The following is a 23,289-nucleotide window of genomic DNA, read 5'->3' as shown; positions in this document are numbered from 1 at the left end:
GGCTTGGTCAAATTGTGCTAGCGATATTTGCCGAATACTTTCCAGGTATTATTGTCTGCCAGAGGATCGTTATAACTGTCGCTGCGTTGCTTGCGTGGCTTATCGCGTGCATCGACCAGTTCAAAATGTGGCTCAACACTCAGCACGATTCCATTGACGTAAAAACGGGTGCGCGTATATTCGCTCTGGCCATGCTGAAATACATAAGTGCGTAAATCCACAAACTCACGGTGTGCCACCAATGCTGCGGTGTCGTCACTGTCTAGCCATTGCCGCATGGCTGTGACCTGCTCGGGTTCGAACTGGCCACATTTTTCGATCAGGCTGGCGACCCCACGAAAAGTTTTGGATTCCTTGGCGCGGGTTTTATTAATGCGAATCCGGTCAACATGAAAATAAAACAGCGGCAAGTTTAAATGACTCGGCAGATGGATCGCATCCAAGATTTCATCTTCCATAAAAGGCTGAAACAGATCCTGTGCCCTTTCAATCAGCCCGAGCCACTGGCTATAGTATTCATCTACCTGTGACTGGCTGCCATAATAAATCGGCAAGCCTTCAACATTGGCTAGATTTGCCGGTGGCCAAATATTCTGGCGCAATAAGGCAATATCACTTTTTAGGCTTTGTACTGCAATCGCATCCTGCATGGCATTCACTTTTATATGCTTAGGCTATTTTTTAGATTAAGGCAAATGTTTAGTTTCTGCAAGGCTTTGCCTATAATTAACGATTGAGATTTTAGTGTTAGGAACAAATTCATGGTTCAAAAGATTGAAGCAACCGATGTAACCGAAGAAGAAGCGTTAAATGCGGCATTCTTTGAACGTGCTGATGAATTTATTCAACAAGCCAACGAGTTTTGTCGCGTAGAAAAAGGTTCACAGGAAAAACCGAGCGATAAGCGCGGTCAAGTCAGTGCGGCGATGTTATTTGGTACTGCCCGTTTCAATACCTGGGTGGCAGCGAATAACTTTAAAGATGGGAATGAAATGCGCGATGCCAAAGATCAGGTCATGTCTTATATCTTGCAGCAATTTCAAATGATGCTGGAAGATAACTATGATGAATACTGTGAACAGTTCGAAAACTATTTACGTTTCCGTCACAATGAAGAGTTTCATGCCAACAAGCATAACCATGATCACAAGCATGATCATTGATTAAAATACGAAAAGCCCCGCGGGGCTTTTCATATTTGTTGTAATTTAAGATATTGACTTTAAAGTGATTTAAGCACTATATAAATTGAATAATAAATAAACGAAAACAAGGCATAGCATGCAGCAACTTCCCTTCCCGATCATTGACCCACATATTCACCAATGGGATCCGTACAATACCCCACATGCGGCAGCGCTAGCGGTAAAGCTGTTCGGCAATCATCCCAAATTACTAGACAGAATGGTTCGACTGTTGAAACCCAGAGACGTCATTGAGACCATTGGCCTGACACAGCACCTGACTGCACCTTATCTGCCTGCAAATTACAAGAAAGATGCAGGACATTATGAAATAGAGCAGATTGTGCATGTTGAAGCCAGCGGGCATGACCATAAAGGTACGGGTGTGGTAAATGAAACCCGTTTTATCGCTGGGCTTCCTTTTGATCAGCACACTATCCAATTGGGTGGAATTGTCGCCACGGCGGATCCGCGGCAGAAAAATTTTAAACAGTTGATTCAATTGCATCGCGAAGCTTCTCCCAAGTTTCGGGGCATCCGTAAAATGGCTGCAGTACATCCAGATAAAGAGATTCATGCCTGGACCGATGAACCGCATCTCTATCGCAACACAGATTTCCTGAAGGGCTTTGAAGAACTGGCCAGGCAAGATTTAAGCTTTGATGCCTGGGTGTACTCTACCCAGATTGCGGATGTTACTGCGCTGGCCAAAGCCTTTCCAAACACCCCTATTGTGCTGGATCATCTGGGTACGCCCGCAGGTTTATTTGGCAAAGTGGGCAAAGCTACAGGCAAGACCGAACAAGATCGCACCCAGATATTTGCAGACTGGAAAGATCAGTTGGCAGAACTGGCCGAATGCAAAAATGTATCGACCAAAATGTCTGGTCTGTTTATGCCAGTCTTGGGACATGATTTTCACACGCAGAAACGGCTGGCAAGTAAACAGCAATTAGTGGAACGTGCCGCACCCGTGATCCAGCATACTTTAGACTGTTTTGGTTCTGGGCGCGTGATGTTTGCATCCAACTTTCCAATGGACAGTGTCAGCAGCTCACTCACCAACATTATTGATGCCTTTAGCGATATTGTTCAGGACTACAATGAAAATGCGTTAAAGCCGATCTTTTATGAAAATGCTAAAGCGTTTTATAAATTAGAAGAATAAGAGTCTGGATCCTTAAAAAAGGAGGAAAATACATATGCTCTGGGAAGAAATGATCGCTAGTCCCTTGTCAGAAAAGCTTTTATATACTTGCTTGGTGATCTGTTTTAGTGGAATCGCATCCTACTATTACCAACATATGATCCACTTACCCTTTAATAAAGATATCGCTTTAGGATCAATCTTGGTATCAGGTGGTATTTTCCTTTTTCTCTTTGCCACTTTCTGGTGGAGCTTGCCCTGCGCTGTATTATCTGGTGTTTTAGGTGGAATCCTGTTCACCAGAAAAGTTACTTAAATTGGGCTTTTAATAATATGGTAAATAAAAAAAACCCCCTCATTTGAGGGGATTTTTTTATCAACACTATGATGTTTTAACTTGCTTACCATACTGATCAGCCATCACTTCAACCAGCTGGTCCGGCTTGATGTATTTTTTGATCATGGCATCAATATCGGCTTTGCTCAGTTGAGCAATCGCCTGATCACGTTTTTCCCGGTAAACCAGATTACGGTCTTTTTCCAGCTGTGGAATCAACATAGTGTGAATACGGCGATCATCTTCGAGTGCAGTTAAACGCTGTTTCAAGATACTGGCTTTTGCCGCTTCGACTTCCTGTTCAGTCACGCCACGTGTCAGCAGTTCATTGAGTACCTTATGCACTGCCTGAGAAACCTGTGCGGATTTTCCAGCCGTATAATTGGCACTAATCATCATGGCGCCCACATCTGCCCATTCATCGAGTTGCACATCTGCACTAAAACCATAGACTAGGGCATTTTTCTCGCGTAGCTCTTGTGCCAGTCGTGACGATAACTGTGAATCACCCAGAATATATCGAAATACCTGTAATGCAGGTGCATCGGCATGATCTGCGCCGACCGGCATGCTCATGAATGCCTCATAACTCCCGAATTCACGCTGCTCAGACAACGCATGAATTTTCTGGGCTGGATAGCTTCGATATTCCGATTTCAGACGCTCATAAGGCTGTGTAGCTTTCCAGTCTGAGAAACTGTTTTTCAGCGTTTTTTGCATCGATTTTGGATTAAACTCACCTGTGACCGCGATTTGTGCATGCTGGGTTTTTAAAAACTGCTGATACAGTGCCATAACCTGTTCGCGAGTCGCTTTCTGATACTGTTTTTTGGCCAGTTCCGGCTCGAAATGGAAACGCAGATCGCCAGGCTGATAGATCTCGATCGTTCGGGCCATCGTCAAGCTCGACACCGTATCTGGTTCAGTATAAGGACGATCCAGACTGGATAAAGTTTGACTCTTGATCAAGTCAAACTGGCTTTGCTCAAATGCCGGCGTTTTCAGTACATCAACCACATACTGGAAAAACTCTTCAAACTTTTCTTTTTTGGCGCTGATCTGCAAGGTCAGGCCATTGCCGGATGCACTGGCAGTCGCCGAACCGCCTACTTCAATAATTTTATCGGCAATCTGCTGCAAGCTTTGGGTTTTCGATGAGCGCAACATTAAATAAGCGGTCAGATCCAGAATCTCGCCTTTATTCATCAGGCTTTGAGCGGTACCAAAATCTAGAGAAATTGTGGCATAGACCTTGTCATCGCGTGTAGTGGTCGGAAACAGCGCGTATTTAATGCCATTTTTCAACTTGCCACGCTGAATCTGCTGATCCTTGCTATACAGATATTGCTTGGATTCCTGTACATATTGCTTCACTTCAGCCTGATAAACACTGACATCTTTCAGAGGCTCTTCTGCTTCAGCCTGTTGATCCAGAGTTTTTGCCGGGGCTTCTGTTTGTGTCAGTTCCTGCGCTTTTTTCTGATCTTCCGGGGTCGGTAAAATATTGCCAGAAATACGATATTCAGGTTTTAAAAAACTCTTATAGACCTGATTGACCTGATTGACATTCAGGTTTTGAATCGCGTTCAGATCTTTAAAATACTGACTCCAGTCACCCGAATATGCCACAGCATAATCACTTAAACGTGAACCCAAAGCAGTCGCACTATTTTTAATATTGTCAGCCTGATTCCGGGTCAGATTTTTAGCCCGGTTTAATTCTGCTTCGGTAAATGGCTGGCTCTGTTCTACACCTTGAATCAGTCCCTGTTCTATCGCTTGTGCCTGATGATTCGGTGCGTAGATTGCTCCCATAAACACCAGATTAAAGTCTTTATCCAGCCAGGTACTAGATTGCACCGCAGTTGACTTTCCAGTTTCCACCATATTCTGATAGAGATGTCCACTTGGCTGCAAAGTATAGAGCGTTGGCGAAACAGCCAAAGCCGTTTTAATGTTTTCTTCTGATTGGTTTAAATAAATATTAAACTTGGCCAGATCACTGCCTTTCTTTACTGTAAATTCACGCTGTTTGATCTGCTCGGGTTTAAGCGCCGGCACTTTCACTTGCGCCGGTACACTTCGAGACTGAATCGGACTGAAATGCGTATCCAGCTGTTTTAACACCTCGGCCTTGTCAAACTTGCCTGAAATCACCATAAAGGCATTATTCGGTGCATACCATTGACGGTAAAAACGGTTCAGCTCCTGCATATTGATGGATTGCAGCTCATTTAGGTCACCAATTGGCAAACGGCCTAAATACTGATTGCCATAAGCAGATTTAAACACCTGATCGATCAATACTGAAAATGGCTGATCCAGACGAATTTCACGCTCGCGTTTTACAATATCAATTTCAGTCGGTACATATTTTTCCTGAAGCACCAGCTTGTCCATGCGTTCGGCTTCGAGAAAAATGACTTCACTCAGCGCAATTTTTTCAGGACGGATCACATTAGTATATTTGGTTGAGTAATAGTCGGTACTGGCATTGGTCATCAAGGTATATTGATCCAGTCGACGCTGGAATTCATCCCCTTTGACATTTTCTGTGCCTTTAAAGGCCAAATGTTCCAGCAGATGCGCCAGACCGCCCTTGCCTTGAGGATCATTCAGGGAGCCGGTCAGATAGACCGTATTCATAAAAACTTTATTTTCTTTATCATTCGGTGCCAGGATAATGCGCAGTCCATTATCCAGTCGGTATTCTTCAATATTCTGTTCCGTTTTCACCAAAACAGGCTGTGCAAAACTTAGTACACTACAGCCAGACAATATAATAGCCAGACTTAAATTTTTATAACGTAGCAACATTCTTCATCCAAATTATAAATATAAATTTTTATTCGCGCCCATCTTAGAGAATGATTCTTTTTCTGAATAATCTATTCCAAGCCGGACCATCAAAATAACATGCCGCCTCACCTGACGACATGTAGTTCTATGTAATTAAAAAATTAAAGATAAATTTCAGCTTGCATATATAATTTTCCATAACCGGAAATTTCAATTCGATCCTGATCTTGCAAGGCACAATATAGCACCCCACCACGCGCTGATGCCTGATAGGCGACCAGTTCATTTTTACCCAGTTTTTCGGCCCACAGCGGTGCAATTCCGGTGTGAATTGAACCTGTTACCGGATCTTCATTGATTCCATTACTCGGTGCAAAATAACGTGAAATACAATCGTATTGGGTATCTTGTGAAGTGATCGCGACGTCTAAATAGGTATTCTGAGCAGTAATGGCTGTACGCTTGCCATTCAACTGTTTTAACAGTTCAAAATCAGGCATTTCATCCAGCACATCCTGTACCGATTCATATTCAACAATATAGCCCTGCGCGTTCAGATAAACCTGTTTAAACGGTTTATTCAAAGCCTGTCTTAAGGCCTCAGGATATTCAGCAACTGGCTCTGCACGACGGATTGGAAAGTTCATTCTGATCTTGCCATCCGCATCCTGGCTGACCACAAAAATTCCCAAATCTTTTACATGAAAATGAATCGTTTTCCCCGTATCAAATTGATTGAATAGTACAAAGCTGCTGGCCAATGTCGCATGACCACAAAAATCCACTTCCTTGGTTGGCGTAAACCAGCGGATCGCATAATTATCACTATCGATAACTTTAACAAAAGCTGTTTCAGACAGATTATTTTCCAAGGCGATATTTTGCATCAGACCATCTTCGAGCCAGTCCTCCAGCACAATCACGGCTGCGGGATTGCCTTTAAACAGTTCCGCGGTAAACGCATCGACCTGGTACATTTTCATTTTTTGAATTCCTGAATATAACGATCTCTAGTTTAAAAGCTTTTTTGCAAGAATGAACTTGAATATGTTAATGATCTCATTAATCTAGCCTGTTAAATAAATATCGTAAATGGTGCGGCATGACAAACTCCCATATTCAAAGCGTTCCCTTAGAAAAAGCTTATCGTCTGATTACCCATGGCCCTACTGTACTGGTATCTGCTCAAGATCAGCAGGATACAGATGTTATGGCAGCAGCCTGGGCATGCGCATTGGAATTCAGCCCCGCAAAAGTGACTGTGGTTCTGGATAAAAGCACCAAAACCCGAAATATTATTGAAAATTCAGGTTATTTCGCGCTGCAAATTCCAACATTGAAACAACTGAATATGGTCTATCGTCTGGGTACGCAGAGCCTGCATGATGTGCCGGACAAACTGGCACAATCAGGAGTAGAACTATTTCATTTTTCTGGTTCTGATATTCCTCTAGTACAAGGTTGTGCGGCCTGGATACTCTGCGAGCTGATTTCTGAGCCGCATAACCAGCAAATGCATGACCTGTTTATAGGCAAGGTGATTGCAGCCTATGCCGATGATCGGGTCTTCCGCGACGGCCACTGGCATTATCATGAAGTGGATGAAGAATGGAAAAGTATTCATCATGTAGCCGGCGGGCATTTTTATACCATCGGCAATGCTGTAAGCCTTGATGATCCGGAATCATAAATTTTTCAAATTTAGGATAAATGAAAATAATCGCGGATGATCAGATGATATCGACAAGCCCCAGAACACCCGAAATTATGCTACTTTATCCTTAATCTTCATTTGGTCTGATGCGCTATGATGCCTTTTAAAATTCACTGTATTGATGTCCAGAATTCACTGCAAAATTATATCTGGTTGCTTGAACATACCGCGTCGCATCAGGTGGCCGTGATTGATCCAACCGAAGCAGAATTGGTACATGACTATTGTACCGAGCACGGTTTAACCGTAAGTCAAATCTGGCTGACTCACTGGCATAAAGATCATATTGGCGGTGTGCCGGGACTGATCCAGGGAAAAAATCTGCCCGTGTATGGACCACGGGCAGAATTAAGCAAAATTCCGTTTATCACCCATCCGCTTGGGCATGAAGAACATTTTAATTTTCATGGAATAGATATCCAGGTGATTGCTGTACCCGGGCATACCCTCGGCCATATTGTGTATTTTATTGATGCTATTGATGTGCTTTTCTGCGGTGATACCTTATTTGCCATGGGCTGTGGCCGGGTTTTTGAAGGCACCTATTCACAGATGTATCATTCTCTGTCCCGTCTGGCCGCCTTGCCACCGCGCACCCAAGTCTATTGCACCCATGAATACACCTTATCGAATGCCCAGTTTGCCAAGCATGTCGAACCAGACAATCCAGCGATTCTGGAACGCTTCGAGCAGATTGAGCGTTTGCGTATGGTAGGCCAGTGCACGCTGCCAAGTAGTATTGAAGATGAATTGCAAACCAATCCTTTTCTACGTGCAGAAAGCGTGGAAGAATTCCAGCGCTTAAGAACTCTCAAAGATCAGTTTTAAACGGGATTCAAAGCTGAAGATCAATCTTCAGCCGACTCACTTTTTTTTCATTTGCGATGCATAGAATGTCATTGAAAGGCACGTACAACTTTTACACAAGTCGGAGTAAGTTGAACCTCCATCTAAAAAATGTCTTTCTGTGCCATTTTTCCTTTCTTATAATCAACCACGTCCCCTATTTTTTAGGAACCGATTTCAGTTCTAACATATGAAATAATGACTCACAAAAAAATAGGATGATGTTTATTAAAATTAAATAAATTCACGGAACATTGCTTAAATAATCAACATGGAACCTAATAAATTATTTAAAAAGCCCAATTTACTTGAATTGGGCTTTTAAAAAACTATAAAGATATGATTTATATATAATAAAAAATAGAATTTCGGATAACGTGTATTATGTTAATTCTAGAAAATCGTAATAGGATAATAAAAATCTATATTGTTTTAAGAAAACTCTCTTATGATTAAATCTCTATAGTTCTTTTAATATTTGCTATGTATCAAAGAATCAAACAATGGGCTAAATCAATTAAAAAAGATATCTTGGTTGTTTGGCTTATTGCAAAAGACAAGCGAACGCCCAATTCTATAAAGTTTTTAGCTTTAATTATTGCTGCCTATGCCTTCTCACCAATTGATTTAATTCCCGTACTTGGGTATTTAGACGATATTATTGTTGTACCTTTAGGTATTTTATTAGTTATCAAGCTTACCCCACAAAACATTATAGATGATTGTAGAATTCTTGCAGAAACCTTAGTTGAAAGGCCTATAAACCGTTGGGCAGCAGGAATTATTATCCTGATATGGCTGTAGTATTAGGATATTTAACCATTTACTTCATGAACGATTCACTGTCTATACTGTCTATTTTTAACAAGTGAGATTTAGATACCCTCTCTCATTTGCACCCATTTAATATAATGGGCATTATTCGAAATTAAACTTTAAACCAAAATAGAAATGAAATATCTGCTTTCAGAGCATGACATTAGTTCTGTCGTTCAACTTTAAAAGTGACATTGGCCATGTCGATCCCGAATGATGATATGTAGGATAGCAGTAACTAGTTTCTTGGATTCTATTCACTAAAACTGACAACGTATCTGTCGCATGAAGCAATGTTAAAGAATCTGGTTACTTTGTGCATAAGTATCCAGTTCACCTTGAGTAACGACACGCCCCTCCTGCATTTCATCAATACGTACCAGTAGCAAGCCACCTAAAGCAGGCTGATAACGACGGGCACTGCCAAAAGGCGTATAGGTCACTTTCGACTGAACACTAAAGCTCAACCAGTCTTCATGTCCCAACATCACAGCAACCGGCTCAAGTCCCTGCTGTTGCATCAATTTAATTTTCTGATTCACATAGTGTTCAATGGTCAGTTCAGTCATGGTACGAGTATTCAGTTTTAGAATTACATTTCAGACAGTATAAAGCATGCAAATGAGGTTAAAGATCAGAAAACCAGCAGCCGGTATTCTTTTAATAAATAAGTCGATTGGATTTTAATTTTCTCATTGTAGATCTGAAATTTTCTATTTCATACGGTTGATAAAATTAGAAAATAACCTGGTTCACTAATAAGCTATTGAATTAGAAAATTAATTATCCAAATTTATAGCTTATAAAAACTTAATATTTAGTTACAACCTATTCAATATGATAAAAATCATTTACTTAGCGTTTAAATTGATTTTTTCTTAATCAACCGATGTTCACTATATACACAAATTCATTTAAATTAATTTAAATAAAGGCATTTGCCCTTTAAAAGATAATTTTTCACCCTTATTTAAGATTTAACAATGATGAAGGAGTGATCTCGTGAAAAAAGTGGTTAAAGCGAAAAATTTGATTGCATTTCGACTATGGTTAGAAAAATTGGGATATTCGGTACGCACTCTGGCGGATGATCGTGGTTTCAGTTTCAGTTTCAAGAAAGAATATGGCCTGGTGACCTGTGATCTGGCAGGTAATGCTCTGGCACTACAACTAGGCGAGGAATTTGAAGATCATTTAAAAGCCTGATTGCTTCTATTTAAGAGCAGAAAAATAAATTAATCTTTCCACTGATTCAACAGCGCTATTCTCCAGTTATTCAGCCCATTTCGATGGGCTTTTCTTTGTTCAGTAAATTTCAGGCAATAAAAAAGCAAGGCATCGGCCTTGCTTTAATATGATGGTGGGGACGGAGAGACTCGAACTCTCACACCTCGCGGCGCTGGAACCTAAATCCAGTGTGTCTACCAATTTCGCCACGTCCCCATCAGGGTACCAACTTAGCGTTGGATTTCTTTCAAACTTTGGCAGAGGATCAAGGATTCGAACCTTGACGAACGGTTTTGGAGACCGTCATGCTACCATTACACCAATCCTCTACTTCCACCCAATATCCAGTTACCCAAATATCGATTGGTGGGGACGGAGAGACTCGAACTCTCACACCTCGCGGCGCTGGAACCTAAATCCAGTGCGTCTACCAATTTCGCCACGTCCCCAATGGCTGTGTATATTATAGAGATAGACCGGCATTGACAAGCGATTTTACAAGCAATCACAATCTATTCCGCTATAAAATAAACAGTTAGTTCTATTTTTAATTTTTTATAAAATATATGCCGAAAATTTGATTCATTTTAGGATATGACTGTCGATTCGTTGTTTTTAATCATTTCGATTCAATTCCAATATTTCAAATTAAAACTCAAATGACCTTCTAATCTTGATCAGCATGGGCATTCAGAATACTGAAACTCTTATTCATAAATTATTTTTGAAGTTGTGCATGGAATGCAGAATACAACACAGCATAAATAACAACAGCTTTACCAAATTTCAGACAATAAAAAAGCAAGGCACTTGCCTTGCTTTAATATGATGGTGGGGATAGAGAGACTCGAACTCTCACGCCCAGAAGGCGCTGCGACCTGAACACAGTGCGTCTACCAATTCCGCCATATCCCCATGGCTGTGTATATTATAGCGATCAGACCTGATTCACAAGTAGTTCTATAAAAAGCTAAATACTTTTATATCAAAAATTAATCAGTTAATTCCCTATTGAGCAAATACTGCTCTATTTAGACCAATATATAAAATTGTTAGACACCATGGGACTGATCCATATAACATTTAAATTATTCAATATGCAGATTGCATGCAATACAATGAAATTTACTAAAGCCCTGCCCTTGCAATCATTCGCTAGATAATTTAAGCCCAGAACGCATTGATGTTCATCAACCATGACAGCAAAAATCTGGTACTAAAAAAACCGCCCTCAAATTTCAGGCAATAAAAAAGCAAGGCATTAGCCTTGCTTTAATATGATGGTGGGGACGGAGAGACTCGAACTCTCACACCTCGCGGCGCTGGAACCTAAATCCAGTGCGTCTACCAATTTCGCCACGTCCCCATCAGGGTACCAACTTAGCGTTGGATTTCTTTCAAACTTTGGCAGAGGATCAAGGATTCGAACCTTGACGAACGGTTTTGGAGACCGTCATGCTACCATTACACCAATCCTCTACTTCCACCCAATATCCAGTTACCCAAATATCAATTGGTGGGGACGGAGAGACTCGAACTCTCACACCTCGCGGCGCTGGAACCTAAATCCAGTGCGTCTACCAATTTCGCCACGTCCCCAATGGCTGTGTATATTATAGAGATCATTTCCAGCTGACAAGCCGTTTATCATAAAAAAACACTCGTTTGATTAAATAAGAAACAATTCAAGTTTTATTGTATTTTTCTCATTCAATTTCAGTCATTAAGTAGTCTTTCACAGCTTGAAAATCGGCCAATCTATGCTGCTTCTGCTTACTTAACATTTCTTCTAATAAGCCTTGAAAAGCCTGTAAGTGCTGCGGTAACTCAACTTTCAGACGCTGACAATGCAAAAAGGCCCAATCCAGATAATCTGTCGCCTGTAAACGCTGACCACTCAACCACTCATAAAAAATAACACCCAAAGCATAAACTTCACTTTGTAGGCTCTTGGCTTGGCCTTGGAACAGTTCCGGCGCCATATAACGCGGTGTCGCATTCAGTTCATGCAGGTCATTCTGATGGAGTATTTGGACATGCTCAAAATCAAGCAGGCAGACCCTGCCCTGATTATTTACAAAATGTTCCTGCTTTAAATCGGCATGCAAATAACCCAATTCTTGCAGGCAGATTAAAGGCTCCACAGCTTGCAGCAAATGTTGCCGAATTTGCGTGATGGATTGCTGATGCGGCATGATCTGAAAATGCGCCGGCACATCGACCAGAATTAAGGCCTGCTCAAATTGTTCATGATTGATCTTGAAAGGCTGTTGAATAATTTGATGTGGAAGGAAAAAATTTAGATCACCTGAGCTGGCATGAGCCTGATAAAAATCCAGCTCATGTTGCCAGCCTAGTTCAGCATGTGGAGATGATATTAAACTATCAGATCTATGCGATATCTGGGTTTTTAGCCAGAGCGCATTTCCCTTGGCATAATAAAGACGCCGACCAAAACCCAGACTACGGGCTTTGGTTCGTAGTTCAAAATCAGAAATATCGAGATGATCTAAATTAAGTCGTGGCAATGTATTCAGGTATTGGATTAAGTGTATGCTGATAATTTAGCAGCTCCAGACAATGCTGAATAGTTTTCCCGACCCGTTCCTGAGTCTCAATGAGGGAGATTTTTGGCCATGTGGCACGCTCGCCTTCACGCTGTAAAATTTTAAACAGATACGGCCGTGGATTCTGCAACATATAGCTATAGTGGCGCAGGCTATATTTACCGACAATATTCACATCACCATAATAACGCTGGTCAACTACACCATAGCCATGATCCAGCAGACGGCGTACAGGAGGTAAGCTTCCGGCATGCTCTCTGGCAAAATCCATCATGCCTTTGGTAATCACCGCGCCCTGACGGCGAACAATCCGTTGCGGCCAGCTCAAGGTACCTTTACGGAAACGTGAAATATCATCCTGCATGAATGGCACGATATGCGGGTTGGTCTGACTGGCAATGGTATAATTGATATTATACAGGCGTGCCATTTTCTCCTGCGGAAAATCACTGCGCACGCTGCCATCCACCCAGCGGGTTGAACCCATATAAGGCGTATATTGACCATCATAGCGCTTACTGGTCAAACGAACCGGTGGAAACAGAACCGGCACCGCACAAGACGCCAGTACCGCACTCCAGACCAGCAAATCCGGAGAAGTATAGGCATTTAAAATGCGTGCATCCTGTCCAGCATCATAAGGTGCAACCGCAATATTGATATGCAGACCTGAGGTTTTGAGTGCTTCTTCGAAGGTCAGATCACCCAGATTTTCGACCAGAAATTTTTTTAGATATTTTACATCCGCCAGACCACCATTACCTTTCATCAATTCACTCATGGTGCGGAAATGAAAAGCCTCATGAAAGAAATTATGGCCTTTCAAAATATCAATATATTGCGAAGGTTTGGATACACCTAACATGGCGGTCATGATGGCACCCGCACTTGAACCGGACATTACCTTCGGCAACAAGTCCTGCTCCATTAAGGCTTTGCATACACCAGTATGAAACAGACCCAGCGTCGAACCACCGGAAAACATCAGGGCTGGCTGGCCATAGGCGCGCTGACAATGCTGAAAATATTCGATTTTTTCTTCCATACTGAGACAGGTACAGTCTATTGAAGCAATATAGGCTAAGCCTTGGCTGACTTCTTCGACATAATCTTCAATAATTCTTTTAGTGCCCACATAGGCTTCGGTAAACAGTAGAGGATGGGCAATGTTGGCAATATCGTAGCTCAGGCCTTCGCGCAAAATATACATCAGGTCACGGGTGCGCTTTTGTTGTCGATAGCGTCGTAATTTACCCAGACGATGTGCAATCACTTCTGCATCAAAGTAGGGTGAACTGTTATCAAATTTCCATTCCTGTGCACCTGATTCTTCATCTATTTTCAGGGCAATATATTTCCATTCCTCATAGGACTCAGCCTGTTGCAGCTGCTGCTTGAGCTTTTTAATACGATAGGCCTGATGTGGATTAATATCCTGAGTAAAATCTTTAAACAGCATCTGCCTTTTCCCTATATTTATTCTTGATACAGCTCGTACCCAGAGCCAGAAAATGTGTACAAATTTTCTATCCTCTACAATAACGAAAATTCTCTACTTTAAGCAAATTATCATACTTTTCTGGCTTTGACTGTGAATTTTGCAATGGTACTATCTTAGCCATAATTTTAAATCTGTAATGTTAAATCATGGCGAAAATTGAGTTACCTGACCATATTTTAAATGCCCTTTCGACTGTTCTGCAGCAACTTCAGCAAAGTCTGCCCGAACTAAAACAAATTCCTGATTTTTCTGCTCATGCCTATAAATGGCAACATGGTGAACTCAAACCTATTCATCAGCTTAGACAGATGGAACTGGCCGATTTAAAAGGGATTGAGCGACAAAAAGAAAAAGTCATCCAGAACACGTTGCAGTTTTTAAACGGCTTACCTGCCAATGATGTCTTACTGACCGGTTCACGCGGTACGGGTAAATCCTCCATTGTTCGTGCCCTACTCACCGAGTATGCAGATCAAGGGTTACGATTAATTGAAATCGAACGGGATGATTTATCCGATCTGCCTCAAATTCAGCAACTCATTGCAGAGCGTCCAGAGAAGTTCATTGTCTACTGTGATGATCTGGCCTTTAATGCCGAAGATGAAAATTATCGCAGTTTAAAGAGTGTTCTGGATGGTTCTTTACAGTCCGGTTCCAGCAATTTTGTGATTTATGCGACCAGTAACCGTCGTCATTTATTACCCGAATTCATGCATGAAAATACGCCCGTTACCCGAGTTGATGTGCCGCAATATACTGAATTACATCCTCAGGAAGCGATTGAAGAAAAAATTTCACTGTCTGACCGCTTTGGTTTATGGCTGTCTTTCTATCCAATGGATCAGAACCTGTATTTGGAAATTGTCGAACATTACCTCAAAAAGGCAGGCATGGAACTCACGCCAGAAACCCGTGCTGAAGCCCTACGCTGGTGTCAGGCACGCGGTCAACGTTCAGGACGTGCTGCCTATCAGTTTTCCAAGCACTGGATTGGTTCAACCCAACTAAATGCCTCTTAACAACTTAAAAGCGACCGGCTCAGGTCGCTTTTTTCATATAAATCATTTATATAATGATGATACTCAAAAGAAAATTAAAATTATGGATGTCGGCGCAGTTCTCATTCAACTTAAGCCCTTACACATGCAGCAAGTTCATGACTGGCAGCGTACTTTGAAAGCACGTCAAGACGAAGTAATTGAAACGCTTAAGGCTGAACAGGTTCATGTCGAGTCCTGGTTTTATCTGCAACTTCATGGTCAGGACTATTTGATTGCATATATGCGCGCCGACAATATTCAAAAAGCGCAAAATATTGCAAAACTCAGTACTTTCCCAATTGACCAAGTGCATAAACAGTTTAAAACTTCATGGCAAGCGGTTTATCCCGCCGAATTGTTATTGGATGCTACAGTTACCTGATTTATTAGCACGGCTATTCAAAATAGTTTTGTAATAAAGACTTCTCCCCAATCAATAATAAAAAAAGCCCTGGAAATACAGGGCTTTTTTGACATCTCGAATTATTGTTTATCACCGATAATGGTAGACCATAGCAGGTCATCAATTTCACTGCCATTGAAATAAACAGTAGCCTTCAATGATTCAGGCTGGTTCTGTTTGACTTCAATCACCTGATCATCGCTGTCCTTAATTCTAAGCACGCCCTCTTTTGGCAAATGCTTATAGTTATTTAATACGGTTTCATCCATTTTAAATGGTGTCGTGGTATTAAAATCAAAACTGTAACGATAATCTGCCAGATCAGGCTGACCGATAATCGTACCACGACTGGTTAAGGTACGAATCCCATTACTGCCACTGCCATAATCATCAACCAAGCTGTAATTATAATTACGCACCTGCAGATATTCTTTGCTCTTTGTATCAAATGCGATTCCAGAAGTACCTGCCTGACCGGTCTCGGCGATACGCTGGAATTCCAACTGATCGATTTGATAAGATTCGGATTGCCCCATGTTATTTTTGGTTTTACGATGCACAATTGTGCCAGAAATCAGGTAGTCGTCCTTGAGATTAAAATCTACATTTGAACCATAACGGACATTGCTAAAGCTTAAAGTCGTCGTGTCACCATTCACCGTCTGAGTAATGTTTGAGCCTTTACGGTAAGTTTTATCCAGAATAATACAGTTATCTTTATCTGTTTTTAATTTCAGGGTTTTGACCGAACCAGTGGTATTGACTTCCGAACAGATCAGATTTGGATATTTAATACTATTGATGCCCAAATTATAAATTTTGATAATACGTGCAGTACGCCCATAAGGATAATCTGCGAATACTTCTCCAATCATGTGACCTAGAGCAACATTATAGTCGGTATCATTACTGGTATTTCCGGAAATTTTATCGCGAATTTTCTTTACAATATCCTGATCTTCAAACGGGACAAACTCCTCTGAAAGCTCAGGGGAAATACTTTCCTTAGGAACATTTGGAGGTGTAGTGACAGTAGGGCTGTCTGAGCTACTTCCCTCACCACCGCCACAGGCACTCATTAAACCCGAAACAAGAGCAAGTCCAAAGATAGAAATCTGCTTTTTCATAAAATTTATTCCCTAAAATTTCTTTGCATTTTTATTTGGTGATCACTAAAGATTGGCCTTCTCGAAACTGAACAGCTCAAATGCTATTTCTGCCGGTGATATTTTTTCTTGGCAGCCAGCTTTATCCTTCGATATCGCTTTATCTTTAAACAAAGAAATTTTTGGTTCTGTAATTTTAATGTATATTTCAAACAACAATTATCATAAGAAATGAAGTGCTTATGTGAATCTTGTTCCTTACCAGTGTCACTTTTCAATACAATTAAAGCGCATTTAATTAAATCAATTTACTTTGCAACAAAGCTTATAAAATTTGTAATGGTTAAGTTAAAGACGGATTGAATTTTCTTTTTATGGAGAATCATGCTCAACTTTCATACATGGCTATGAAAGAAAATATTAAAAGATAGGATGACTTTAGAGCATAGAAAATGATCATTTTTATGATATGAAATACTGAATCATTTAAAGAAGATTTAAAGCGTCAATTATTTTAGATTGGTCATGGATTCACTGGATTTTTTCCGACGTTTATATTCAAACATGTTCTGATCCGCTTGTGCGAGCGCTGCAAATAAACCCTGACCAGGATGACGCATTGCCATACCAATCGCTGCGCCAATGTTTGCTGCTGCAAAGGCATTAATTAAACGATCCACTAAACTTTCAGTACCCGTTTCATCATTTTCCACGCTAAGAATCACAAACTCATCGCCACCCAAACGGGCAACAATATCATTAATTCGTACGTTATCTCGCAATACTTGAGCCGCATTTTGAATCAGCTTGTCACCCTCATCATGCCCCAAACTATCATTCACCTTTTTTAGGTCATTCAGGTCAATAAATAATACAGCGGCGGGATGACCATATTGCTTACAACGCTCTTCTTCTGCTCGCAGCAGTTTTTCCCAGGCACGGCGATTATAGAGCCCGGTCAATTCATCTTTACTGGCTTCTTCCTGCAATAATTCATGCTGTCTTATCTGCTCACTCTGACGTAATTCTGCCTGCAAGATCGAACTGAGCAATTGTCCCAACAACTCGACCAGTTGCATATCTTGCACAATAGCTTCCGATTTGGTTTCTGGATCAATCGCACAGAGCGTTCCAAACAAACTACCATCTTCTTTAAGGAGTGGCTGACCAATATAAGATTTTATACAGACCTGCTGATTAATCGGCGCTGTGGCATATAAAGGAATTTCTTCAGAGCGGGGGGCAATTCTCGGGGCCTTACCTGCGACCATATGAGAACAAAAAGAATCAGCCCACTGAAACACTTGACCGGGTCGTATATCATAACCATGATCTTCACTTTGCAGCACAATCCAGTCTTGGCCTTCTACCCGGGTGATCATCCATAAATTAAAGCCAAAATGCTGATGCAAAAACTTTAACACCGCCTCTCCAGCATCCTGAAAACTTTTGAAATTTATATTTTCCATCCGAGATTGCCTCTGCTACAAACCTGTAAAAATATGCATGATATAAACTTAAGCTATTAAACTATTTTTCCGGTTTCAATAGAATATACAAGCTCTAAATACAGCTATAAAACTATATATTTACAACATACCGTTGCTATAAGTTTTCATTTAAAAATTCACAATAAAAAAGAGGCCTTAGCCTCTTTTTTTCAAGCCTGAAATCTATGCCTCTGTCGGATTAGTCAATTCCGTCATTGGCCAGCGTGGTGTGGTGGTCACCGCCAAGCCATCATGCTGCCCTGCTTTTAAACGCTGATAGCCCGCAAAAGCAATCATTGCACCATTGTCTGTACAGAGTGCAGGTTCAGCATAATAAACATATGCACGGATCTTGGCTAAATCTGCTTCTAAACGCTCACGCAAACGCTTATTGGCACTGACACCGCCCGCAATCACCAGACGTTTAAGCCCCGTTTGCTTCAATGCTTTCACCGACTTTTTCACCAGAGTATCGACAATGGCTTCCTGAAAACTGGCCGCAATATCGGCATCGCGGTTTTCATCACCGAGTTTTTTCATTTGTACAGAAACTGCGGTTTTTAGACCACTGAATGAAAATTCTAAACCTTGATGCAGCATTGGTCGCGGGAATGCAAATGCATTTGGATCGCCCTGCTCTGCCAGTTTGGAAATATTCGGGCCACCCGGATACGGCAGACCCATCATCTTCGCGACTTTATCAAATGCTTCGCCTGCCGCATCATCAATGGATTCACCCAAGAGTTCATACTGGCCAATGCCATAAGCAGCCATGAGCTGAGAATGTCCACCCGATACCAACAATGCGACAAATGGAAACTCAGGCGGAGTTTCTGACAATAAAGGTGCCAGCATATGACCTTCCATATGATGCACACCAATTGCGGGTTTATTCAGCGCAAAGGCCAAAGTACGACCAAACAATGCACCGGTCATGAGTGCGCCCATCAGACCCGGGCCACGGGTATATGCGACTGCATCAATTTCTGATTTTTTCACGCCGCTCTGTTCAAGCAGCTCATTGATGAGTGGAATCAGTTTACGCACATGATCACGTGACGCCAGCTCTGGAACTACACCGCCATATTCTGCATGCAGTTTAATCTGGCTATAAAGCACCTGTCCGCGCAAACCCAACTCGCTGTCATACAGCGCAAGTCCTGTTTCATCACACGACGTTTCCAAGCCTAAAACGATCATTAAACTGCCTATAACCTGTATCAATTCTATTGCAGCAACTATTATAGACTTGTGGTATGAGATGTAAATGAGTAAAATACTGACCTTCACTTGTGATTGAGGGCAATTCAGCCCGAGATCTTACCCTAACTGATATGAGGATTCTTCATGCCACAAGTTAAATTGAAAGAAGGCGAACCAGTAGACGTAGCTATCCGTCGTTTCAAACGTTCATGCGAAAAAGCGGGTGTTCTTGCTGACGTACGTAAGCGTGAATTCTACGAGAAACCAACTCAAGAACGTAAGCGCAAAAAAGCTGCTGCTGTTAAACGCTACCAAAAGAAATTGGCGCGTGAATCAGTACGTACAACTCGCCTTTACTAAGATTAATTTGTGATTGATTGCCTGGAATAAATAATGACGACTTTAAAAGACCAAATCACGGATGTTTTGAAAGCAACAATGCGTGCCAAAGAAATGTCCAAGCTGACGGTCATTCGTAGTCTACAGGCAGCAATTAAGCAAATCGAAGTCGATGAGCGCAAAGAACTTGACGACGCTCAGGTTCTTGCGGTCATTGAAAAACAAATTAAACAACGTAAAGAATCGGTTAAAGCCTTTGCAGGCGCTGGCCGAGATGATTTAGCTAGTAAGGAACAAGCCGAAATTGAGATTTTGTCTCAGTTTCTACCAGAAGCTATGACTGAGGAAGAACTTGATTCCATGATTGCGCAAGCTATTGCAGCGCAACAAGCTACTAGCATGAAAGATATGGGTAAGGTGATGAATTCTCTGCGTCCGCTCATAGCCGGGCGCGCCGATCCTGCACAAGTTTCCGCCAAAATCAAAGCGCAACTTGCTTAATCCATACTCTCTAGCATTTTCTCTTTAACGTTGAACTGCCTTTAATCAAAGACAGTTCCTGACGTATTCTCATTGCAAATTACAATCGACCTGATAACGCTTAAGTAATTGCATCTCTTTCGACGATTTCACTTCTACAATTACATCCCGTTTACTCATATTTTGAAACTGACGATCCAGATAAGGACGATTCTGGTCAGCGGCCTGATATAAACGATCAACATAACGTCCTACAATTCCACAAAATTTTGCATTCTGCTCAGGACTAAATCCCTGTTGCTGCGGATTTAAACCACTTAAAAACTGACGCGATTCCTTTTTATAATCCGCATTAATTCGTTCTATTGCTTCTACATATTCAACTGCACTCGCAGCAAAAACCCCATAACTCCACCCCAGTAGACACACGCCCAATAGTATTTTTTTCATATTATGCTTCAGTTTGATTCACGCTGATCTTTCAAAAAGATTGTAGCCTGATTGAATATATTCTTGCTATATCATCCTGATACAAAAACTTAAAACCCAGTTCAGCTTTAAATCTTATATTGATGTGCCTGCTGCATCTGCTTCAGACGCTGGCGAATGGTGGACGATAAAGATTGATTATTCTTTACGCTACGCTGTGCATGTAATAATGATTTGATGGCAGTTTCTTCATATCCTGACCAATATTCTACTTCTGCACGATAGCGCAGCACATTAGCAGCCTTAATCGGCGAATCTGGCTCTGCATTGGCAGCCAGTTGCATTAGTCGCCAGCCACTGACATCCCGTGAATTGGCATTTAGAAATCGCTGCACTAAAACTTTTGCTTTATCGGGTTGCTTGGCGCGAATCAGCACTTCTGCATATTTATAATTGAGCGCTCGATTTTCCGGCATGATCCGCGCTGCTGACGCTACACTTTCCAAAGCTGCATCAAGCTGGTTCTGAGCTAAATAAATATCAGTCTGGAATAAAACCTGTAAAGGATGCATCTGGTTATGCTTTTTTGCTCGATCTAAAGTGGCCTGCGCGGCCTGGAAATCACTTTGCTGTATTCGATAGGCAGTTAAGGCAAGCTGGCCTGCAAAATTATTTTGCCGGTCCATCAGGATAAGCTGCTCTGCATTGGTCTGACCAGACAATACCCTGCTATACCACTTGATAATGTCAAAGTCTTGGTCATTGAGACTGCGTTTCACCGCAGGAAGCTGGTTGGCACGTAAACGTGCTTCACTCATACGCTCGGTGGTGAGTGGATGAGTGAACCAGAAATCCGGCAGAAAGCTTAAGCGGCTGGTCGAGCGATGCATGACCTCAAAGAAATCTGCCATACTATGCGGGTTATAACCGGAACGATACATATATTGCATACCAATCCGGTCTGCCTCACGCTCCTGATTACGGCTATAGGTAAGCTGTTTATCCAGAAGTGCTGCCTGTGAACCCATCATGACCGCTGTGCCGACATCGCCATCTGCCTGAGAAGCGACCAAAGCACCGACGAGAATTCCGGCTAGCGCCAGTAAACCTTGCCCTTTAAATGCATCCTGAGAGCGACTGTAATGACGTTGTGTGACATGTGCAATTTCATGCGCCATCACTCCTGCCACTTCATCCATGTTTCGGGCTGAATTAATCAGACCAGCATTAAGTGCAAAGAGGCCACCCGGTACGGCGAAAGCATTAATTTGGGGATCATTAATGACCAGCAAACCGATCGGCTGTTGCAATTGAGTCTGACTCAGGATATGAGAAAATACTGAAAGCAACTGATCTTCAAGCCATGGATTTTGCAGGACCGGCATTTGTTTATGCACTTCACGATAGACTTTTTCACCGATCATTTTTTCTTTTTGTTGATCGAGTAAGCCGACGCCTGTACCAATATCAGGCACAGAAAATTGTACATTTACTTGATTAAAATCATGGTTAGAGCCGTGCCCTGCTACCATATACAGACTTAAGCCACACGCCAGCGCCAATCGTTTCAATGAAAAATCTCTAATCCTGCCGATCTAATTTATCTTGAATATAGCATTGAACAATGAGCAGAGACGCAAGAAAATGTTATTTTTTAATACCATTTAAACGACGAATCAGATGCATTTTAAAATTCCGGATTGACCACATAACGGGGCACTCGTCCTTCCAAGGCATCAACAAGATTCTGATAAGCCAGTTCTGCCATTTTTTTACGGGTGGCTGCAGTGGCCGAACCCACATGTGGCAATGTAACCACATTATCCAACTGGAATAATTCCGATTCCTTTAACGGCTCTTTCTGATACACATCCAGACCGGCAGCAAAAACCTGCTTGGCTTTTAAAGCTGAAATTAATGCCTGTTCATCAATGACCGAACCACGTGAAATATTGACCAATACCGCATGAGGTTGCATTTTCGCCAATTCTGCTGCTGCAATCAGCGCCTTGGAATCCGCATTCAAATCTACTGCAACAACCACAAAGTCAGAACGCTGTAACAGTTCATCAAGCTGGCAATATTGCGCATTCACCCCTTGAGCGAGTTCTGGTTTTTCCCGGCGATTATGATACAGAATATTCATATTAAAACCGTAAAAACCACGACGTGCGATTGCCGCCCCAATATGACCGAGACCAATAATTCCGAGGGTTTTTCCAAAAATATCCATACCAAATTGTGCTTCGCCCACGGTACGCTGCCATTGTCCCTGCTTGGTCCATTGATCCAGGTAAGCCACTTTGCGTGCTGCTGACATCAGTAAAGTGAAAGCCAGGTCAGCAGTGGTTTCAGTCAGTACATGCGGCGTATGACTGAGATAAATTTTCTTTTCATTTAAATAATCCAGTTCATAGTTGTCATAACCGACACTGACACTGGAGATAATTTTTAACCGGGTGGCACTGGCCAGATTATCGCGATTCAACAAGCGCCCTGCGCCAATCATGCCATCAGCATCCTGAACCTGCTGCAAAAGCTGTTGATTCACATCGCCTAGCTTCGATTGTATATAACTAACCTGATAATTTTGTTCCAGCTTGTTTTGAATATCAGTATCAATTTGACTAAATACAACCACTTTTTGTTTCATCTATTTTT

Annotated in this window: 23 protein-coding genes and 7 tRNA genes; 11 read left to right on the top strand and 19 right to left on the bottom strand. The window is 41.8% G+C overall.

Features of this window, described 5'->3' with window-relative positions:
- Positions 1-17: 17 nt before the first annotated feature.
- Positions 18-650: a hypothetical protein gene (locus FTT86_RS01730; protein WP_180180423.1), complete on the bottom strand. Its 633-nt coding sequence runs from the start codon at positions 648-650 to the stop codon at positions 18-20.
- A 111-nt stretch (positions 651-761) separates the two neighbouring features.
- Here FTT86_RS01730 and FTT86_RS01725 point away from each other — a divergent pair, with 111 nt between their 5' ends.
- From FTT86_RS01725 to FTT86_RS01715, 3 genes are all read left to right on the top strand, one after another.
- Positions 762-1,163 (top strand): DUF3144 domain-containing protein, encoded by a 402-nt coding sequence (locus FTT86_RS01725; protein ID WP_004280011.1) that lies wholly within the window; start codon positions 762-764, stop codon positions 1,161-1,163.
- Between the two features lie 118 nt (positions 1,164-1,281).
- The gene (locus FTT86_RS01720; RefSeq protein ID WP_180180416.1) at positions 1,282-2,352 is read left to right on the top strand and encodes an amidohydrolase; all 1,071 of its coding nucleotides are present in this window, start codon (positions 1,282-1,284) and stop codon (positions 2,350-2,352) included.
- A 34-nt stretch (positions 2,353-2,386) separates the two neighbouring features.
- Positions 2,387-2,647 (top strand): hypothetical protein, encoded by a 261-nt coding sequence (locus FTT86_RS01715; protein ID WP_159123777.1) that lies wholly within the window; start codon positions 2,387-2,389, stop codon positions 2,645-2,647.
- A gap of 66 nt (positions 2,648-2,713) precedes the next feature.
- On the opposite strand, the gene FTT86_RS01710 is transcribed toward FTT86_RS01715, so the two are convergent.
- Both FTT86_RS01710 and FTT86_RS01705 read right to left on the bottom strand, forming a co-directional pair.
- Positions 2,714-5,485 carry a pitrilysin family protein gene (locus tag FTT86_RS01710; protein ID WP_180087641.1) on the bottom strand — a complete coding sequence of 924 codons (2,772 nt, stop codon included), beginning with the start codon at positions 5,483-5,485 and terminating at the stop codon, positions 2,714-2,716.
- Positions 5,486-5,628: 143 nt separating this feature from the next.
- Entirely contained in the window at positions 5,629-6,450 is an 822-nt protein-coding gene (locus tag FTT86_RS01705; protein ID WP_071852232.1) for a PhzF family phenazine biosynthesis protein, read from the bottom strand.
- A gap of 119 nt (positions 6,451-6,569) precedes the next feature.
- Between FTT86_RS01705 and FTT86_RS01700 the strand changes: the two genes are divergently transcribed.
- From FTT86_RS01700 to FTT86_RS01690, 3 genes are all read left to right on the top strand, one after another.
- Positions 6,570-7,157, top strand: coding sequence for a flavin reductase family protein (locus FTT86_RS01700; RefSeq protein WP_071852233.1), 588 nt, complete (start codon positions 6,570-6,572; stop codon positions 7,155-7,157).
- 117 nt (positions 7,158-7,274) lie between these two features.
- Positions 7,275-8,009, top strand: a complete 735-nt coding sequence (gene gloB, locus FTT86_RS01695) for a hydroxyacylglutathione hydrolase (protein WP_071852234.1) — start codon at positions 7,275-7,277, stop codon at positions 8,007-8,009.
- 501 nt (positions 8,010-8,510) lie between these two features.
- Complete coding sequence (locus FTT86_RS01690; protein WP_257221150.1) at positions 8,511-8,831, top strand: YkvA family protein; 321 nt, start codon at positions 8,511-8,513, stop codon at positions 8,829-8,831.
- A gap of 308 nt (positions 8,832-9,139) precedes the next feature.
- Here the strand turns inward: FTT86_RS01690 and FTT86_RS01685 are convergent, their stop codons facing one another.
- Positions 9,140-9,412, bottom strand: coding sequence for a hypothetical protein (locus tag FTT86_RS01685; protein ID WP_071850127.1), 273 nt, complete (start codon positions 9,410-9,412; stop codon positions 9,140-9,142).
- A 433-nt stretch (positions 9,413-9,845) separates the two neighbouring features.
- Here FTT86_RS01685 and FTT86_RS01680 point away from each other — a divergent pair, with 433 nt between their 5' ends.
- Entirely contained in the window at positions 9,846-10,049 is a 204-nt protein-coding gene (locus FTT86_RS01680) for a hypothetical protein (RefSeq protein WP_004280022.1), read from the top strand.
- A 152-nt stretch (positions 10,050-10,201) separates the two neighbouring features.
- Here FTT86_RS01680 and FTT86_RS01675 read toward each other — a convergent pair.
- From FTT86_RS01675 to FTT86_RS01635, 9 genes are all read right to left on the bottom strand, one after another.
- Positions 10,202-10,286 (bottom strand) — tRNA-Leu (locus tag FTT86_RS01675).
- Positions 10,287-10,325: 39 nt separating this feature from the next.
- Positions 10,326-10,399: transfer RNA gene (locus tag FTT86_RS01670), tRNA-Trp, on the bottom strand.
- Positions 10,400-10,434: 35 nt separating this feature from the next.
- Positions 10,435-10,519: transfer RNA gene (locus tag FTT86_RS01665), tRNA-Leu, on the bottom strand.
- Positions 10,520-10,899: 380 nt separating this feature from the next.
- A tRNA-Leu gene (locus tag FTT86_RS01660) sits at positions 10,900-10,985 on the bottom strand.
- Between the two features lie 366 nt (positions 10,986-11,351).
- Positions 11,352-11,436: transfer RNA gene (locus FTT86_RS01655), tRNA-Leu, on the bottom strand.
- Between the two features lie 39 nt (positions 11,437-11,475).
- Positions 11,476-11,549, bottom strand: a tRNA-Trp gene (locus FTT86_RS01650).
- Positions 11,550-11,584: 35 nt separating this feature from the next.
- A tRNA-Leu gene (locus FTT86_RS01645) sits at positions 11,585-11,669 on the bottom strand.
- A gap of 107 nt (positions 11,670-11,776) precedes the next feature.
- Complete coding sequence (locus FTT86_RS01640; RefSeq protein ID WP_180086742.1) at positions 11,777-12,598, bottom strand: protein kinase; 822 nt, start codon at positions 12,596-12,598, stop codon at positions 11,777-11,779.
- Positions 12,585-14,096 (bottom strand): DUF3336 domain-containing protein, encoded by a 1,512-nt coding sequence (locus FTT86_RS01635; RefSeq protein ID WP_005246731.1) that lies wholly within the window; start codon positions 14,094-14,096, stop codon positions 12,585-12,587. Before FTT86_RS01635 ends, FTT86_RS01640 begins: the two co-directional genes overlap by 14 nt.
- Positions 14,097-14,284: 188 nt before the next feature.
- Here FTT86_RS01635 and FTT86_RS01630 point away from each other — a divergent pair, with 188 nt between their 5' ends.
- Entirely contained in the window at positions 14,285-15,157 is an 873-nt protein-coding gene (locus FTT86_RS01630; RefSeq protein WP_004280026.1) for an ATP-binding protein, read from the top strand.
- Positions 15,147-15,560 (top strand): DUF6176 family protein, encoded by a 414-nt coding sequence (locus FTT86_RS01625; protein WP_004646620.1) that lies wholly within the window; start codon positions 15,147-15,149, stop codon positions 15,558-15,560. Before FTT86_RS01630 ends, FTT86_RS01625 begins: the two co-directional genes overlap by 11 nt.
- Positions 15,561-15,661: 101 nt before the next feature.
- Here FTT86_RS01625 and FTT86_RS01620 read toward each other — a convergent pair whose 3' ends face one another.
- The 3 genes from FTT86_RS01620 to tsaD form a co-directional block, all read right to left on the bottom strand.
- Positions 15,662-16,708, bottom strand: a complete 1,047-nt coding sequence (locus FTT86_RS01620; RefSeq protein WP_071850337.1) for a hypothetical protein — start codon at positions 16,706-16,708, stop codon at positions 15,662-15,664.
- Between the two features lie 488 nt (positions 16,709-17,196).
- On the bottom strand, positions 17,197-18,156 hold the full coding sequence (locus tag FTT86_RS01615) for a sensor domain-containing diguanylate cyclase (RefSeq protein WP_071850338.1): 960 nt from the start codon (positions 18,154-18,156) through the stop codon (positions 17,197-17,199).
- Positions 18,157-18,360: 204 nt separating this feature from the next.
- Entirely contained in the window at positions 18,361-19,377 is a 1,017-nt protein-coding gene (gene tsaD, locus FTT86_RS01610; RefSeq protein ID WP_082180540.1) for a tRNA (adenosine(37)-N6)-threonylcarbamoyltransferase complex transferase subunit TsaD, read from the bottom strand.
- A gap of 147 nt (positions 19,378-19,524) precedes the next feature.
- On the opposite strand from tsaD, the gene rpsU reads away from it, so the two are divergent.
- Entirely contained in the window at positions 19,525-19,740 is a 216-nt protein-coding gene (rpsU, locus tag FTT86_RS01605) for a 30S ribosomal protein S21 (protein WP_001136722.1), read from the top strand.
- A gap of 33 nt (positions 19,741-19,773) precedes the next feature.
- Positions 19,774-20,220 carry a GatB/YqeY domain-containing protein gene (locus FTT86_RS01600; RefSeq protein ID WP_004280076.1) on the top strand — a complete coding sequence of 149 codons (447 nt, stop codon included), beginning with the start codon at positions 19,774-19,776 and terminating at the stop codon, positions 20,218-20,220.
- Between the two features lie 69 nt (positions 20,221-20,289).
- Here the strand turns inward: FTT86_RS01600 and FTT86_RS01595 are convergent, their stop codons facing one another.
- From FTT86_RS01595 to FTT86_RS01585, 3 genes are all read right to left on the bottom strand, one after another.
- The gene (locus FTT86_RS01595; protein ID WP_005107293.1) at positions 20,290-20,649 is read right to left on the bottom strand and encodes a hypothetical protein; all 360 of its coding nucleotides are present in this window, start codon (positions 20,647-20,649) and stop codon (positions 20,290-20,292) included.
- Between the two features lie 107 nt (positions 20,650-20,756).
- Positions 20,757-22,199, bottom strand: coding sequence for a M48 family metalloprotease (locus FTT86_RS01590; protein WP_213032099.1), 1,443 nt, complete (start codon positions 22,197-22,199; stop codon positions 20,757-20,759).
- Between the two features lie 116 nt (positions 22,200-22,315).
- Positions 22,316-23,281 carry a D-glycerate dehydrogenase gene (locus tag FTT86_RS01585; protein ID WP_071850339.1) on the bottom strand — a complete coding sequence of 322 codons (966 nt, stop codon included), beginning with the start codon at positions 23,279-23,281 and terminating at the stop codon, positions 22,316-22,318.
- Positions 23,282-23,289 lie beyond the last annotated feature (8 nt).

Source organism: Acinetobacter sp. YH01021 (genome assembly GCF_013420255.1).
Classification (GTDB): Bacteria; Pseudomonadota; Gammaproteobacteria; order Pseudomonadales; family Moraxellaceae; genus Acinetobacter.
The sequence above is the reverse complement of the archived record's forward strand: the minus strand, read 5'-3'. Positions and strand labels throughout refer to the sequence as shown.